The sequence below is a fragment of the uncultured Eudoraea sp. genome (genome assembly GCF_947490415.1).
In the GTDB taxonomy this organism is placed as follows: domain Bacteria; phylum Bacteroidota; class Bacteroidia; order Flavobacteriales; family Flavobacteriaceae; genus Eudoraea.
The window spans coordinates 214,542-231,963 of record NZ_CANLGX010000005.1 but is presented as its reverse complement, the minus strand read 5'-3'; the positions used below and the strand labels follow the sequence as shown (position 1 = coordinate 231,963).

Annotated in this window: 13 protein-coding genes; 7 read left to right on the top strand and 6 right to left on the bottom strand. The window is 38.2% G+C overall.

Going from position 1 to position 17,422, the window contains the following annotated elements; genetic code table 11:
• From Q0874_RS14670 to acs, 6 genes are all read left to right on the top strand, one after another.
• Positions 1–2,853: gliding motility-associated C-terminal domain-containing protein (locus Q0874_RS14670; RefSeq protein WP_299164267.1), on the top strand; the 2,853-nt coding region annotated here is incomplete at its 5' end.
• A gap of 8 nt (positions 2,854–2,861) precedes the next feature.
• A complete protein-coding gene (locus Q0874_RS14665; protein WP_299164266.1) occupies positions 2,862–3,848 on the top strand; it encodes a type IX secretion system membrane protein PorP/SprF in 987 nt (328 codons plus the stop codon).
• An 11-nt stretch (positions 3,849–3,859) separates the two neighbouring features.
• Positions 3,860–5,800 carry an OmpA family protein gene (locus tag Q0874_RS14660; protein WP_299164265.1) on the top strand — a complete coding sequence of 647 codons (1,941 nt, stop codon included), beginning with the start codon at positions 3,860–3,862 and terminating at the stop codon, positions 5,798–5,800.
• A gap of 165 nt (positions 5,801–5,965) precedes the next feature.
• On the top strand, positions 5,966–6,223 hold the full coding sequence (locus Q0874_RS14655; protein WP_299164264.1) for a DUF4212 domain-containing protein: 258 nt from the start codon (positions 5,966–5,968) through the stop codon (positions 6,221–6,223).
• Positions 6,224–6,250: 27 nt separating this feature from the next.
• Complete coding sequence (locus Q0874_RS14650) at positions 6,251–7,942, top strand: sodium:solute symporter family protein (RefSeq protein WP_299164263.1); 1,692 nt, start codon at positions 6,251–6,253, stop codon at positions 7,940–7,942.
• Between the two features lie 13 nt (positions 7,943–7,955).
• Positions 7,956–9,863 carry an acetate--CoA ligase gene (gene acs / locus Q0874_RS14645; RefSeq protein ID WP_299164262.1) on the top strand — a complete coding sequence of 636 codons (1,908 nt, stop codon included), beginning with the start codon at positions 7,956–7,958 and terminating at the stop codon, positions 9,861–9,863.
• Between the two features lie 15 nt (positions 9,864–9,878).
• Here acs and Q0874_RS14640 read toward each other — a convergent pair whose 3' ends face one another.
• Together Q0874_RS14640 and Q0874_RS14635 are read right to left on the bottom strand one after the other, a co-directional pair.
• Positions 9,879–11,132: an NRAMP family divalent metal transporter gene (locus tag Q0874_RS14640; protein WP_299164261.1), complete on the bottom strand. Its 1,254-nt coding sequence runs from the start codon at positions 11,130–11,132 to the stop codon at positions 9,879–9,881.
• A gap of 61 nt (positions 11,133–11,193) precedes the next feature.
• Positions 11,194–11,841, bottom strand: a complete 648-nt coding sequence (locus tag Q0874_RS14635) for an ElyC/SanA/YdcF family protein (protein WP_299164260.1) — start codon at positions 11,839–11,841, stop codon at positions 11,194–11,196.
• Between the two features lie 206 nt (positions 11,842–12,047).
• Here Q0874_RS14635 and Q0874_RS14630 point away from each other — a divergent pair, with 206 nt between their 5' ends.
• Positions 12,048–12,569: a 5'(3')-deoxyribonucleotidase gene (locus Q0874_RS14630; protein WP_299164259.1), complete on the top strand. Its 522-nt coding sequence runs from the start codon at positions 12,048–12,050 to the stop codon at positions 12,567–12,569.
• Between the two features lie 142 nt (positions 12,570–12,711).
• Here Q0874_RS14630 and Q0874_RS14625 read toward each other — a convergent pair whose 3' ends face one another.
• The 4 genes from Q0874_RS14625 to folE form a co-directional block, all read right to left on the bottom strand.
• A complete protein-coding gene (locus Q0874_RS14625; protein WP_299164258.1) occupies positions 12,712–13,731 on the bottom strand; it encodes a DUF481 domain-containing protein in 1,020 nt (339 codons plus the stop codon).
• A gap of 115 nt (positions 13,732–13,846) precedes the next feature.
• A complete protein-coding gene (locus Q0874_RS14620) occupies positions 13,847–15,562 on the bottom strand; it encodes a hypothetical protein (RefSeq protein WP_299164257.1) in 1,716 nt (571 codons plus the stop codon).
• Between the two features lie 108 nt (positions 15,563–15,670).
• Complete coding sequence (locus tag Q0874_RS14615; RefSeq protein ID WP_299164256.1) at positions 15,671–16,132, bottom strand: hypothetical protein; 462 nt, start codon at positions 16,130–16,132, stop codon at positions 15,671–15,673.
• 280 nt (positions 16,133–16,412) lie between these two features.
• Positions 16,413–17,117, bottom strand: coding sequence for a GTP cyclohydrolase I FolE (gene folE, locus Q0874_RS14610; protein ID WP_299164255.1), 705 nt, complete (start codon positions 17,115–17,117; stop codon positions 16,413–16,415).
• Positions 17,118–17,422: the final 305 nt, after the last annotated feature.

Here is a 17,422-nt window from a genome sequence, read left to right as displayed (position 1 = left end):
CTGGATTTAGTTGGAGCTACGGGAGATGCAAGTTTGGCAGGAATAACATCTACAACCTATACGATACTTAATGATGACGATTGTGCTGCCGGTACTTCTGCCCCGCTTTTAAATGGGGGTGTGCCCACGGAATTATGCGATAGCAACGGTCAGGATTTAGATGCGTATACAAATACCCCGGCACCACCTAATTCAGTACTTACATGGAGTACAAATTCTGATCCATTAAATACGGGAGCGCATTTATCAAGTAGCGTAGTAACAGGTTCTGATAACTATTATGGGTTTTTCTATGATGCACTTAATGATTGTGCCAGTCAGGTATTGCAGATAGATCTTCAATTTAACACAACACCTTCTGCCGGTACTACCACGAATACAGCAGCCTGCAATCGAGGGAGAAATAGTGTAACAAGAGTAGAATTAGATAACTTCATCACAGGGGAAGATAATGGAGATTGGTCCTGGACCAGTGGCCCGGCCGAGGTAGCTCCGGATGATAGTAATAGAGTTCAGTTTGACGGTGAGGACGTGGGTGTCTATGTATATACCTATACCACCAATACAGCGCAGGGGGCTTGCTCAGAGGCCACAAGTACAGTTACAATAACCGTAACCACATGTGAATTCGATTGTGATGTTGCACCGCCGATTTTAATTCCTGCCGATATTGTACCCCGTGGGTATTGTGATGAAATACCTGTCTCCCTTAGTTTAGATGATTATACGGATGGCAGCTCACCATCGGGCACTATTTTAGTCTGGAGCAGGAACCCTAATCCAACGGATCCTGCTAGCGATCATTTAACTCAGGCCGAGATAGACAATCCTACCACAGGTACGTATTATGCTTTTTTTTATGCTACGGATGACTTATGCTGGAGCCCTTCTTCAGAGGTTACTCTTGTAGTTAATAATACCCCTGTCATAACAGCTACAAGAAGCGAGACCCTCTGTGGATCCGGGCAGGCAGTACTTACTGTTGAAGGCATAATCCCTCCCGGCACAACTAATCCAAATTTTAACTGGTATGCAACAGATGATCCTTTGGATACGCTTGTTTTATCTAATACAGATACGTATACAACCCCTATTTTAACAGAAACAACTTCCTTTTGGGTAGAGGCTACGGCCAATGGTTGTACTTCGGCAAGACAGGAGGTAACAGTTGCCGTAAATATAGAACCCTCTCCGGGGACACCTGTAAACGGCTCTGCATGTAATGTTGCAGACAATGGTATTACAACAGTAGATCTCGATGATCTCCTAATTGGTGCAGATCCTGGTACATGGGCAATAACAACCGATCCCTCAGAAGGAAATGTTATTATCGACGGACAAAATGTTGTGGATTTCAGCGGGCTTGCAGTCGGGAATTATGAGTTTGCTTATACCACTAATACGGCGGTTCCACCATGTGTAGACCAGACGGTTACAGTAACCATAACGGTAACGGATTGTATTAATGATATTTCTATTGGGGCTGGCGTGACTCTTCTTGAGGGCAATAATGGTACTACGGTCTTTGGTTTTAGTCTAAGCCGTACGGGTGATATATCTGTGGCAGCTACGGTTGACTATGCTGTTACAGGTAGCGGTCAAAATCCTGCAGATGAAGAGGACTTTGTAGGAGGCACATTACCCAGTGGCACTGCAAATTTTATTGCAGGCTCCTCTGTAGGGACTTTGAATATAAATGTAAATGGCGATCTAACTGTAGAACCTGATGAAACTTTTACCGTTACTTTAAGCAATCCCAGCGGTGGAGCAACCCTTGCTACAGCAACCTCACTGGGAACAATAATTAATGATGATGGCACAGGCACGGGTATTGATCTTGAAATTACCAAAAGCGTAGACGTTCAAATTGTCCAGGTTGGGCAGGAAGTTATCTTTACCGTTACTGTAAACAATCTTGCAGACAGCACTGTATCGGATGTACTCATAAGCGATGTATTGCAAAGTGGCTTTGAATATGTATCCGAGACCGCTTCTCTGGGAACATATGACAATACAACCGGAGAATGGGTTATTGATGAATTGCAGCCTTTGGCCAGTGCAACCCTCAATATTACAGCAATAGTTTTAGATCAGGGGATTTATTCCAATACTGCGACACTTATAAGTTCCTTACCAGTGGATAACAATGATGCCAATAACGAGGATACTGTAACGCTAAGTATTGGCGCGCCTGAAGAGGTAAACCTGTTAATTGAAAAAACTGTAGAGAGCGCAAACCCATTAGTGGGAGAAGAAGTTGTATTTACAATTCTAGTTACTAACCAATCCTTAGAGGGAACGGTATCTCAAATTGTGGTTGAAGATATAATACCGGACACTCCGGATACTGAGTTCGAGTATATCTCTCATATTGCTGACATAGGCGCTTACACCCGTGCTAGTGGTTTATGGGAAATACCCAGCTTACAGCTAAACCAGCAGGCGACACTACAGATTACCGTAAGGGTTCCCAGATCAGGTATTTGGGGCAATACCGCAACCATACTTAGTCCTCCTCTGGTGCCAGGAGCGAATCCGGAAGCATTTGTCCGGGTTAATGTAAACGAACCAACCAGCACGGAACCCGGCTTCCTCTTTAATCAGTTTTCGCCCAATGGTGATGGAACAAACGACCTGCTTAAGATTAATAACCTGGAAAATTATCCAAACAATTCCCTTGAGATTTTTAACAGATATGGAAATAAGGTATTTGAAGCTCAGGGCATGACAGATGGGAATACCTGGGATGGAACAAGAAACGGTGAACAGTTATCTGCAGGCACCTATTATTATGTACTGGATTTAGGAGATGGTTCAGAAATTAGAAAAGGCTGGATTCAGCTCATAAGATGATAAAAATAATGACTTGTACCTCAAGCAGATCTTTATATAGCAATGTCTTTCTACTACTTGGCTTTTTACTAGCCATGTGTAGTACGGGGTATTCCCAACAGGAACCTCAGTACACCCAATATATGTATAATATTGGCAGTTTTAATCCTGCCTATGTGGGAACTGTAGAAAATATAGATATTACAGGCCTGTACAGGGCACAATGGATAGATATTGAGGGTGCCCCCAGGACCATTAGGTTTGGCGTTAATTATCCATTGGACAATGACAAAATGGGGCTTGGTTTTAATGTTCAAAGTGATCAGCTGGGACCAACAACAAATACTTTTGTAGATATTTCCTATTCGTACCAACTATCTCTTTCTGCAAATACAAAATTGTCTTTTGGTATGGATGTAGGGGGGTCATTTTTAAATGTCGATTTTTCCAAAGGAGATTTTGAAAACCCTGGAGAGCCTATTTTGGGTAGGCAACAAATCAACGAGTTTTATCCCACTGTTGGGGCGGGGTTATTTTTATATCAGGACAAATGGTACATAGGGGCATCGGCACCTAACTTTTTGCCTGGCGGTCTTTACAACGATGATGTAGCCCAGGTAGTAGATGATGGACTTCAGTTTAATTTTATAGGGGGTTATGTTTTTGATTTATCTGAAAATCTTAAATTTAAACCTGCTTTTTTAGCAAATTTTATTTCGGGAGCACCGGCAACTGCAAATTTATCAGCTAACTTTCTAATTAATGATGTGTTAACTGCCGGGGCCTCTTATAGGTTTGATAATGCAATAAGTGGGTTGGTAGGATTTCAGATATCCAACAGCATGTTTGCTGGATATTCTTACGATTATAACACGAATCCAATAGGTCAATATAATAGTGGTTCACACGAAATAATACTCAAGTTTTATGTTGGAAGAGGCGCTAAAACTAAAGTAGATAAAAACGAAAATCTAAAGGGCAAACCAAAACAAATAGATTCACCAAGGTTTTTCTAAACGTAAAGGCAATGAAATATAAATTCTTAATTCTGATAGCTTTTTTGTTGGTTAGCAGCTTTTCTTTTGCCCAGGATAAAAAATCAAAAGGCGATGACTTCTTTTTTGAGTACAAATATCCCCAGGCAATTATTGAATATAAAAAGGAAAAAAACGAAAAACCCTTAAGTAAAAGACAAATACTCAATTTAGCAGATTCTTATTTGCGCACGAACAATTATAAAAATGCAATGGATACGTATCTTTCAATATATAAGGAGGATACTGAAATATCTACCTATCACTTTAATAATATGTTGCAGGCCATGGCAAAAACTTCCGGCCAGGACAGAGTGAAGGCGTTTCTTGCAACAAAGACAGATGTTTTATCCAACGAGCTACTGGAAAACGCGGAATTTAATTATGAACTTCAGGATTCTGAAATTGCCAATGACCTCAATTATCAAATTTTTAATATCAATTCCAATGGTCCGGCCTCTGATTTTTCACCATCTTTTTACAAGGATGATAAATTACTTTTTACCAGTACCAGAAGTCTTAAAGCCAATACTAAAAAAGGAAACAAGGAAAAAGAATACCTGGAAATATTTGTAGCCAAAGTTGGGGTTGATGGTCAGATTCTCAATCCCAATCCGTTTTTAGGTGTCCCTGAGTCAGATTTTCATCAGGCAACACCGTTCTATTCAGAAACCAAGGATGCTGTTTTTTATGTGAGTTCAAATACTCAGGAGGGTCAGCTGATTTTTGATGAAAACGGAAAAAATAGCCTGGCCGTTATGATGGCTGCCGGGGAAGAATCTGCACAATATCTCTTAAGAGATCCAAGTACATCTTTTTATTATCCGTTCTATGATGCAAACACCAGCAGACTTTACTTTGCAGCTAATTTCCCTGAAGGATTTGGGGGCACAGATCTTTATTATGTAGATACTAACGAAGGAAAGATCATGTCTGCACCCATAAATTTGGGGTCAAGGATAAATACTCCGGGCAATGAGGTCTCACCTTTTGTCTTTGAAAATAGCCTTTATTTTGCATCGGATATCTTTTATGGCCTGGGAGGCATGGATATTTATAAATCAGAAATGCAAGGCGATGAATCTTTTAGCATCCCGGTTAATTTGGGTTTAGGTCTTAATTCTGCGGAGGATGATTTTGGGTTCATTATTAAAAATAATAAAACCGAGGGGCTTACGGGTTATTTTTCATCAAACAGGGCTGAAGGTAAAGGCAAAGATGATATTTATGGATTTAATGTAGATGAGAAACCAGGTCTTAAAACATTGGTGTTAAGGGGACAGGTAACTAATTCTGGCTCTAAAGAAGGAGTTTCTAAGGCAGCAGTTAGAATTTACGATACAGAGCAAAACTTAATTAAAGAAATTTATTCCAATGAAGATGGCACCTACAGATTGGAAATTCCCTGGAGAGATTCTGTTGTACTTGAGGTTTCCAAAGAACGATATTCTTCACAAATCAAGTCTTTTGATGAAGCTGCAATCGAAAACCTTGAGGAGAATGGTTCCGTTGATATGGACCTTCTTTTTCTGGATGACCTTGTAGAAGAAAAGGAGGATCAGACGGTACTCAAATTGAAGAAGTTCTATTTTCAAAAAGGCAGGTCCGTTATAACTCCTGAGGTTGCTGCTGAGCTGGACAAAGCCGTACTCGTGGTTAAAAGTTTTCCTCAATTACAATTACGAATAGAATCTCATACCGATAGTCGTGGTGGAGGTGCTACAAATTTTAGATTATCACAGCAGCGGGCAGATGCCATAAAGGACTATTTAGAACAGCATGGTGTTTCAACTTCAAATATTCTGTACGCAATTGGTTACGGAGAGGATAAAATAATCAATTCTTGTAAGAATGGAGTATTCTGTCTGGAGCAATTACATAACCAGAATGAGCGGCAATTGATAGTTGTCTTAAATTATGACCTCATTTATTAGGTTCTGACGATTCCTACAGGGAATCTCCTTAACATTCCACAATGATTCCATAAAAGCATATGTCGCCATAATCGGTAAAATAGCTCCATGCGGGCAAACCAAAATTTTGCTCCGGCATACCTTTTAATTATTTGGAATACTTATATTTAAAGAAATAAATTTTATATGAGTCGCGATTCTAGAGCTAAGGGATATTGGAAAAAAAACCTGCAATACCTTTCTATTTTGTTAGGTATTTGGTTTTTAGTATCCTATGGTTTTGGAATTCTGTTCAAGGAAACCTTGGATACTATTTCCCTGGGGGGATTTAAGCTCGGTTTTTGGTTTGCACAGCAGGGATCCATTTATGTCTTTGTTGTGCTCATATTCATATATGTCATATTGATGAACCGCCTTGATAAGAAATACGGGTTCGACGAATAAATTAAACCAACCAAACTTTTACAGTGCATGGATGTACAAACCTGGACACTAACCATTGTTGTCTTTACTTTTTTACTTTATATAGGAATAGCCATCTGGTCCAGGGCCAGTTCTACCAAAGATTTTTATGTTGCCGGGGGCCACGTTCCTGCCTGGGCGAATGGATTAGCTACAGCCGCAGACTGGATGTCGGCTGCGTCTTTTTTGGGAATGGCCGGATTAATATCATTTGACGGTTATGACGGTTCTGTATATTTAATGGGATGGACCGGCGGATATGTGCTTCTGGCACTTCTGCTGGCACCCTATCTTAGAAAATTTGGACAATTTACCGTGCCAGATTTTATAGGCGATCGCTACTATTCCAATATAGCGCGTTCAGTGGCTGTTGTATGTGCCCTTATGGTTTCATTTACCTATGTGGCAGGTCAAATGCGGGGGGTAGGCCTCGTTTTTTCCAGATTTCTGGAAGTTCCTATAAATACAGGTGTAATTATTGGTATGATCATCGTATTGTTTTATGCCGTTTTGGGGGGCATGAAGGGTATTACCTATACCCAGGTGGCCCAGTATTGCGTATTGATTTTTGCTTTTATGGTGCCTGCTATATTTATTTCCATTCAGATGACCGGTAATTCAATTCCTCAATTAGGAATGGGTAGTAATGTAATTGGTGAAAGTGTTTCCTTGCTGGACAAGTTAGACGGATTATCGACGGAGCTTGGATTTGATGAATACACTAAGGGCTCCAAGCCTATGATTGACGTATTTTTTATTACTGCGGCTTTAATGGTAGGAACTGCAGGATTACCTCATGTCATTGTCAGGTTTTTTACGGTACCTAAAGTAAAGGATGCCCGAAAATCTGCGGGTTATGCCCTGTTTTTTATAGCCATCTTGTATACCACGGCCCCTGCGATTGCCGTTTTTGCCAGAACAAATTTAATTGAGACCGTAAGCAATAAAAATTATGCTGAGATGCCCGCGTGGTTCTCTAAATGGGAATCCACCGGCCTCTTAAAATTTGATGATAAAAATTCCGATGGGATTATTCAGTATGTAGCGGACCCCATGATTAATGAATTGGAAGTAGATAAGGATATTATTGTACTCGCTAACCCTGAGATAGCTAATTTGCCCAATTGGGTAATTGCATTGGTAGCGGCCGGAGGATTGGCAGCTGCACTTTCTACTGCGGCAGGTTTGTTATTGGTTATCTCCACGTCAATCTCACATGATCTGATTAAAAAACAATTCAAACCAGATATTTCAGATAAAAATGAATTGGTAATTGCAAGGATGTCGGCCGTTGTAGCAGTTTGTATCGCTGGGTATTTCGGGATAAACCCTCCGGATTTTGTTGCGGCTACGGTTGCCCTTGCATTTGGTTTAGCCGCTGCCTCTTTTTTCCCTGCCATAGTAATGGGTATTTTTTATAAAAAAATGAATAAAGAGGGCGCGGTGGCCGGTATGATTGCCGGTATGGTAGCCATGTTGTTTTATATGTTAAAATTTAAATTCGATATGTTTGGAGGTGGGACATCGAAAGATTGGTGGTTTGGAATTTCTCCCGAAGGCTTTGGAACTGTAGCTATGTTGCTTAACTTTATGGTATCTATAATTATATCCTTATTTACACCCGATCCTCCAAAGGAGGTGCAGGAAATTGTGGAGAATATTCGAATACCTAGCGGTGTTATGGAAGCAAATTCGCATTAAAAAAATAGTTGGCATGAGTAATTATCACATTAAACATTTAGAAGAATATTTTCAGGTATATCGTAAGTCTGTTCAAAATCCTGAAGCTTTTTGGGAAGAAATAGCAGAAGAGCATTTTGTTTGGCGTTCAAAATGGGATAGAGTGCTAAGTTGGGATTTTACAAAACCCGAAATTAAATGGTTTGAAGGTGCGGAGCTTAACATAACGGAAAACTGTCTTGACAGGCACCTGCCAACTAAACGCAATAATACTGCAATCATTTTCGAACCTAATGATCCTAAAGAAGAAGCACAGCATATTACCTATGGACAATTGCATGAAAGCGTATGCAGAATGGCTAATGTACTCAAGGAAAACGGAATAAAAAAAGGGGACCGTGTTTGTGTATACCTCCCCATGATTCCAGAATTGGCCTATACAGTATTAGCCTGCGCCAGGGTTGGTGCCATACATTCTGTTGTTTTTGCAGGATTTTCTTCAAATGCACTGGCTACCAGGATAAATGATTGTGATTGTAAAATGGTGGTAACTTCTGATGGATCCTTCAGGGGTAATAAAACCATAGACCTAAAAGGTATTGTTGATGTGGCTCTGGAAGAATGCCCGGGCGTGGAGAAGGTTTTGGTGGTTGAGCGTACCGGAGGAAAGGTAAAGATGAAGAAGAACCGGGATTTGTGGTTAAAACCATTATTGGAAAATGCCTATGCAGATAGTGATGCCGAACGTATGAATTCTGAAGACCCCCTTTTTATTCTCTATACATCGGGGTCAACAGGCAAGCCAAAGGGTATGGTACATACCTGTGCAGGCTATATGGTATATACAGCTTATACCTTTAAAAATATATTTCAATACAGGGATGGTGATGTGTATTGGTGTACCGCTGATATTGGTTGGATTACAGGTCATTCCTATATTATTTATGGACCCCTGGCAAACGGGGCAACTACGGTTATGTTTGAAGGGGTGCCCTCATATCCGGATTATGGACGATTTTGGGAGGTTGTTGAAAAGCATAAAGTAAATCAGTTTTATACTGCTCCTACTGCAATAAGGGCATTGGCAAAGGAAAACCTGGATTATGTTGAAAAATATGATCTCTCTTCCCTTAAAGTTTTAGGATCTGTTGGCGAGCCAATTAACGAAGAAGCCTGGCATTGGTATAATAATAATATTGGACACGGTAAAAGCCCCATTGTAGACACCTGGTGGCAGACAGAGACCGGCGGAATAATGATATCGCCTATACCCTATGTTACCCCAACAACCCCAACATATGCAACCTTACCCTTTATAGGAATACAACCTGCACTCATGGACGAAGAAGGTCATGAAATTATGGGAATTCAGGTAGACGGACGGTTGTGTATCAAGTTTCCGTGGCCTTCAATGGCCAGAACCATATGGGGAGATCATGACAGGTACAGGGATACTTATTTTACTGCCTATAAAAACAAATATTTTACAGGTGATGGTGCCCTCAGGGACGAAGTAGGATATTACAGGATAACCGGTCGGGTTGATGATGTGATCATTGTTTCAGGTCATAATCTGGGGACTGCTCCAATTGAAGATGCAATAAACGAACATCCCGCTGTGGCTGAATCTGCCATTGTTGGTTTCCCGCATGATATTAAAGGGAATGCACTTTATGGCTTTGTGATTCTAAAGGAAATTGGGGAAGCCAGGGACAGAGATAACCTTAGGAAAGAAATAAACCAGCAAATCACCGAACATATTGGTCCAATTGCTAAGTTAGACAAGATACAGTTTGTTTCCGGTTTACCTAAAACACGAAGTGGCAAGATCATGAGACGTATTTTACGAAAGATCGCTTCTAAAGACACTGAAAATCTTGGAGACATTAGTACGCTATTAAATCCTGAAGTGGTAAAAGAGGTTATGGATAACGCTTTATAGGCTTGAGTTGCTATCTTAAAAAAGGACCATCCAGCAATAATAAATTGCAAATAGCGACAGAAATATTATTCCGGCGAAAGTCAGGACTTGTAACCCCTTACTGGGATGAAAATGGTTAGGAAGGTCATGACTCATTACATTTTTTAGATTCATATAACCGACTATCGGAGCTAGAACAAAAGAGACAAAAGTTGCAAGAGCTACCAGGGCCCCCATATTTGCTCCAAAGGCTGTGATTACGATAAAATTAACGAGGGCTAAAAGTATAACCCCTGAGGCGTAATACTTTCTACCTGAAAAATCTTTATTCTTAGGGGTAAGCAAACCAACTATGTCAATACTTACCCTTGATATAGCGTCATGAGCCGTCATACAAGTGCTAAACATGGTGGCAAAGGCAGATACTGCAATAAAGATATATGCCCATTCACCAATATGTGTAGTAAACAATTGCACCACCTGATCTGCAAAAGTGATAGCATTACCACTCAATTCTGTATTTGTACCATAAAGGGTCAACCATCCGATGACTAAAAAGAAAATAGCCAAGACGGCGGTCATCAAATACCCGGAATTAAATTCCTGTAATGCTTCTTTTAATGTAGGTTTTGCCTTATTTAATTTATATTTTTCCAGACTCCAAAGGCTGATCCAACTCGAAGCTTCAACGGCTGTGGGCATCCAACCAATTAACCCAATTAAAAACAGGATACCCACCTCATTAAATATTGGAGGTCTTACAAAACCGGAAACCGGTTCTACCTGCCCTTTATAAATCACTAATAATGTGGTAACAAGTAAAGCCACAAATAAAATGGAGATGACGAATTTTAAGGAGGTCTCCAGAAAGCGGTAGCGTCCAATGATTAACAGGGTACTAATAAATACAAATAAACCAAGGGCAACCATGGCAACAGAAAGCTTCTCAACATTAAACAGGTTTATAAACAATCCGGCAGTAACTACATAAAGTGCAGCCAGGATTGTAAAGGTGGTTACTAAGGTAATAAACGCATAAAGCCATAAATAACCTTTACCCCGATTGAGATACCCTTCGATCAGGGTTTTGTTGGTTACGTTGGTATATCGTATTCCGAATTCGAAAAAAGGGTATTTTAAAATATTGGCAAGGATGATGGGTATCACCATAACCCAGCCGTACTGCGCACCTGCTTTGGTTGACAATACCAAATGTGATGTGCCTATCGCCATACTTGCAAACAACAACCCCGGACCAAGGTTTTTAAGTAGTGTTTTAAACTTTGACATGTGTGGTTGGCTTAACTTTCAGTGACTAAAATAGGTTATTTTATACAAAAAGAGGAGACTCCTATTTTATCTCAATTTTTTCGCCGTAAAAGCGGGGTTGTGTATTTAAAAGTAAATCTATAAATACTTTTACTCTTGCAAAATATTCACGAAACTGAACTTTAATGCCTTCTTTCCCGGAAATCCCCTTTGCATTAAAACCTATAGCCATAAGGCCTTTTTTCTCAGCCAGATAAATTGCGCGTTCATTGTGAAATTGCTGAGAGATTACGGTAACACTATCAAGGCCAAAAATAAATTTAGCTCTTACCATAGAGTCTAAAGTGCGGAAACCGGCATAATCAAGAAAAATTTTATCGCCCGGGATACCTCTTTTTACCAGATCTTTTTTAATCGTAGTAGGTTCATTGTAGTATATGCTCCCATTATCTCCACTTACCAGAACATATTCTATTTTACCTGCTTTATAAAGGTTAATGGTTGCATTGATACGATGGGCATAATATGGATTTACACCGCCCTCTACAAGCATTCTTGAAGTGCCAAGTACCAAGCCGACTTTATTTTTTGGAATAACTGCCGGATCATTAAAGGTTTTGCCTCTGGCTGAAATTTCAATAGTAAAATTGGAAATCACTACTACGAGAAGCGATAAGAGCAGCAGTATAGCCGCTAAAAAACGATATTTCCTTTTAATGGATATTTTCATTTCAATTTTAAAGGTAAGGAAACGGTGGCTATCTTTTTGGGCATAGAGACAAAAACAAAAAAAATCGATTTGAAGCTAAAAAAATAGACTTATATATTATCAATTAGTTAATTTTAATACTCCAATCATTACCAATTGATTGACATTTTAATACTCATTTCCTGAGTATTAGGATTTTTTAGTAGTTCACATACTTAAATTCAATTATGACATTATTTATAGACATGGATGAGGTAATAGCGGATACCTACAGGGCACATATTTCACTTTATAACAAAGAGTTCGGAGAAAACCTTAGCGTAGAGGATTGTAGAGGAGGCGAAGTATGGCAAAGTGTCCCTGAAAATCGAAGAAGCCATATTCACGGGCACTGTCACGAAGAAGGTTTTTTTCGTGCCCTGCCTCCTATTGAAGGCAGTAAAGAGGTAATCAGGGAATTAACCAAAGTTTACGACGTTTTTATTGCTTCAGCGGCTATGCAATTTCCAAATTCATTAATTGAAAAACACTATTGGTTAGATGAGCACTTTCCTTTTATTGATTGGAAACGGCGAATATTATGCGGGGATAAGCACATTCTTAGGGGAGATATCCTTATAGACGACCGGAAATACAACCTCGAAAATTTTACGGGGAGGTCAATTATGTTTAGCTCTCCTCATAATGTAAATACAAATGGGTTTGAGCGGGTAAATTCCTGGCAGGATGTACGACAAATATTATTGTAATACCAAATAGATGTTCATGCCCTTATATTTGCTTTTGAATGAATTCAAAAATCAGTAAAATGCCTTGGTTCAATGATTGTATACTGCAAATTTTCGGGAGATGCTAGCTGCAGGTATTCCTCCTTTTAATACACTAAAGTAATTACCATTCCCAGCCAAACGCCAGTTTCCAGTAATAATCCGAATCACTTGCCCCGGCCGTGGGCTGATTATCATAATTCAGTGTAATACCGGTTTTTACATAAAAGTCAAGTGGCAGGTCATATTTCATATCAAAATTCCAATCTACACGCCAACGACCGCTCTCGCTAAGACTGGGGTATGTTATTAAACGTGTAATTATACTTAGATCTTCAATGTCAAACATATTGAGTTCAGTCCCTATTATTCCTTCCAAACTCGACCTGTCTTGTGCGTCATTGGAAAATTGTTCATTGTTATAGGACAAGCCCGTTAATACGCCCCAATACATTTTATTGGTATTTACTATGTAATTTCCAATCCCCATGGAAACTATAGTTCGCAAATCTAAAAGTTGTTCTGTATTAGACAGCAAGGATACCTGAGGAGAAAGATACCAGTCTTTCGGGAGAAAGTAATTAAAGACAAAAGAGGCATCTTCCCTTCTGATATCCTCTGCATTGTCCTGAGAAGAACGCAACATATTTGCATTGATAAGTGCTGACCATTTATCCTCAGTATACTTTAGGTTGGTTCCAAAGGTGAACTGTTTTAAGTTATTGGCTTTAGTAAAACTTATTCCAAAATCAACAGCGGCATCAAGCCTGCTCCAAAAGCCTTTATTAAGTGGCTGAAGAAAAACTATTTCAGGTATCTGTACTTCTCTTTCAATAACCCCTTCCCTATTGGTAATAATAAGGGTGTTATCCTCACTGGATTTTAGACTACCCACAATACGGCTCCCGTCTGTTAAGCTTGTCAAAAAAACTGATTGGGTATAGATTTTTTTTATCTTAAGCCATTCAATGGTAAAATCAGAGTCACTGTAATTGGTTTCTATGGTAAGGACTCCCCTGGTCATAGATTTAACTTCCCCCACAATGATAGTATTCGTATCCAGGAGTAGTGTGTCTATTTGAGAAAAGCCGGTCGCATAGGCTATGATCATAAATACTAAACTAATTCTAAGTCTTTGAAGCATACCATATTATTTTAAGGGGATAAAAATAGCAAAAATTTTATTTTAAGTTATTTACCGGTCATTAGTTATGAATAAAACCTGATTTAAGGTTTAAAAAGATGAGGATTTAGTGGTTCTAATTCGAGTTTTTTGACTTTTTTTTCTTAACCGGTTTTTCTTCTTTTTCGGTTTTCACAGACTCGTGTTTCCCGGTAGGGACCAGGGCATTTACTATTCCTGATTGTATGGATTTCCATAAGTAATTGCCAATTCCTTTATAGGGAACCCTTTCAAAATGCATAGTAGAAACTGTAGTCTTTCCACTTTTAGATGGGTTGGAACTTTTTACCAGTGTATTGGCTATCCATGACAAGGCTTTATTTTCTGAATTATCCTTTTTAAATAATTCAACCTCCAAATCTGTGTATAACATTGTAAAACTGCCGTCCATTGCTGTAGAATTGCCAATTGCTTCCCAGCTTAACCCATTTAAACGCCCACCTACGAGTTTTACGCCTATGGCTGGTAAAATAGTTGAGTTGAAAAAGGTGAAATTTGTAGCACCAAGGGAATTGCCGGAAAAATAAAACCGGCCATCAGACGAATTATAGGGCATTTTAATATAGGTTTCAATTGGCGTGGATAATAATTTCGCCTTAAAATCAATGGTTAAATCTTTATCGATCGAAACATAGTCTTTTAGAGAAGATATATTAAGGATGGTTGCATTTATCTCAGACATATCTAAATTCAAAAGGTCTTTTGGTGCTTTATCCTGTTCAGAGTAATTCAAAAAAGAATTGGTAATACTAATTGAATTTATCTGCAGGGGCTGGTTAGTCTTTTTAAGCCCTTGAACAGGCAATAAGACACGTTTGTCTTCATAAAATGGCTTGCTTTTATCTTTGGCAATAAGGGTGGTCATGCTATCAATAGCTATCTGATCAATGTATAGTACCCCGGAATGAATGAAGGGGTCTAAATCAAAACCAGCTATGGAAATGTTTTTAATGGCAATATCATATACTTCAGAAGAATATTTAGAGGTACTCATCACCTCAGCATTACTTAACCGGGGCTTAAAATTTAGTCCATCTATGGAAATATGTTCATCTCCAAAAGTATAGAGAAAATTTTCAAAACTTAGGACATATAATCCGCCGGAAAGGTTGAATTCTTGTTTTTGAAGTTGAATTTCCAATGCACTATTGTCCAAATGAAAATAACCTATTTTGTCTTCAACTGGCTCCAAATCTATACCATCAATAATCAGCTCATTACCTTTGTAAGCCGATATGGTGTCCATGTTGGAGGCATCAATTATATGAAATCCATAATTTTCAATTTTCACTTCAGTCAAAGAGATCTTTTTTACTCCGGATATATAAATGGAGTCTATAGAAAAAGAAGATTCCTTTTCTTTGTCCACCATCTTTACCTGGTAATTTTTTTGTGGCCTGTATAGATTGAAGTTAAGTTGGTCAATAATTATTTTCTTAACATCTATTTGTTTTTTGGTAAGATAACTTAGGAAAGTCCAACCGGAAAAAGTGACTTTAGAAGCTGATATAGCCTTTAATGTACGCTCTTTTGTAGTGCCATTTACTAAGCTGTCAAGAAATTCCTCCTTTGGTTTTATACTTAGGCCTTCAATGTTAATTCGACCTAGAAAAATATTTATGTTAAAATCTTCTACACTAAGGATGTATTCTTTTTCCTCATTAATTTTGGTAATTTCCTGATTGAGGTAAGGGCTGGCAATAGATTTAAGGATGACATTTGCAAAAATGACTAGTAATACCCCCAATAAAAGTATGCCCAACACAATTCGAATGGACTTTTTTATTTTCATGAATTAAAGATTGGCTCTGTTTGATGTTAAATGATACATTTAATAAAAAAAGCCTGTTGGATAATAACAAGCTTTTTTTATTAAAGAAAATATTTTAACTGAAGGTGTTTAATCTACTTTTTTAAACCCTCCTTCTTTAAAACGAAATCTTGCCATTATTCCCCAATTGTTGGTGTAAAAATCAAAATCATTGGTAACCGCAAAACCAGGTCTCCAATCAAATCCAATGGTCAAGGGAAATTTAAATGAATATTCTACTCCAAAATTCCCGGCAATATTAAAATCAAAATCGTTTTCGAAGAAAAATTCAGGTCCGACACCGGGGTAAAATTTTAGTCCTGATGGTCCGTCAGTAAGCGCAAACATCCAGTCAAAATAAGTACCTATACCAAAATTTTCCAAATATACAGTAGGGTGAAGTCTTGGTGAGATGCCGAGTGGTATGGTAGCATCTATACCGGTATTATCACCAAATCGAACACCAGCTTCAATATTGGCTTGACTATACATAGTTGTACTAAATGCTAAACATAAAATGATAATTGCGAATAGAGTTTTTAGTTTTTTCATTACTTATGGTTTTAGTTATAAGTATTAAATTAATAATAGTTAAAATTAGTTAAAAAACCCTTATAAATAAAGGTATTTTAAAGAACTTTTTGTGTTTTGAATTTTCTTTTAGGAGGTGTATAATTTCGTTTTAATTGATAATTATTAATCAATTCCGGTATCTGTGTTCTGTTCGGGAATTAGGATTTTTAAACGTTAACAAAAACCTTTGATGCATTGAGAAAAAACAAAGGCAAACCAGCTATCCAATATGCTCAAACTACACAAGAGGAGGTACAGTTTAATTATTGATATAATTCTGTAATTCTGCAATTTTCTCAGGAGAATTAAAAGCTCCTCCGTAAAATGAGGTAACAGTAGCCGATGTATTATCTTTAATCCCTCTCGAGGAAACACATAAATGTTTTGCGTCAATAATTACTGCCACATCATGGGTATTAAGTGTGGTTTGCAATTCCACTGCTATTTGGTTGGTTAGTCGCTCCTGTACCTGTGGTCTCTTGGCATAATATTGAACTATTCGGTTTAATTTTGAGAGGCCAATAACTTTCCCTGAAGATATATACGCCACATGTGCTTTACCAATAATAGGCACAAAATGATGTTCGCAATTGGAATAGAAGGTAATATCTTTTTCTACCAACATCTGATTGTACTGATACTTATTATCAAATAGGGCCACTTTGGGTTTGTTTTGTGGATTTAACCCGGAAAAGATTTCATCTATATACATTTTAGCCACACGTTTGGGAGTACCTCTAAGTGAATCATCATTCAGGTCCAGACCCATAACATCCATAATTTGAGCAAATAATTGTGCAATACGTTCCTTTTTTGCTTCATCACTGATTGCAAAGGCGTTTGGCTTCATTGGAGTTTCTAACCCGGTGAAGAGGTGATCATCGCCTATTTCTTCATGCGAATACCCGTTTAATAATTCTTCTGATTCAATTAGTGTATTTAATAGCAAATCCTGATCTTTCATTTGGTGGTATTATTAAATAATTTCATTATCCGTTTTTTAAACGAAAATTTAGTTCTAAATGAGGGATTTATTTTTTCAGAAACACCTTCACTTCAGAAGGGTAAAGATAGAATTAATGTTTAATAAAAAATGTTAAAGAATAAACAAAAAAATATCTCGAATAGAAGAGGAAGTTTAGAATAAGAGATCTAAACAATAAATTACCGGATTGATAAGTTAATATGTTTAATAAACTCGCACAAAACATAAACATATAATGCTTTTGTGCTACTAGAGCAACAGTATCCAGTAATTGTTGTTTTTTC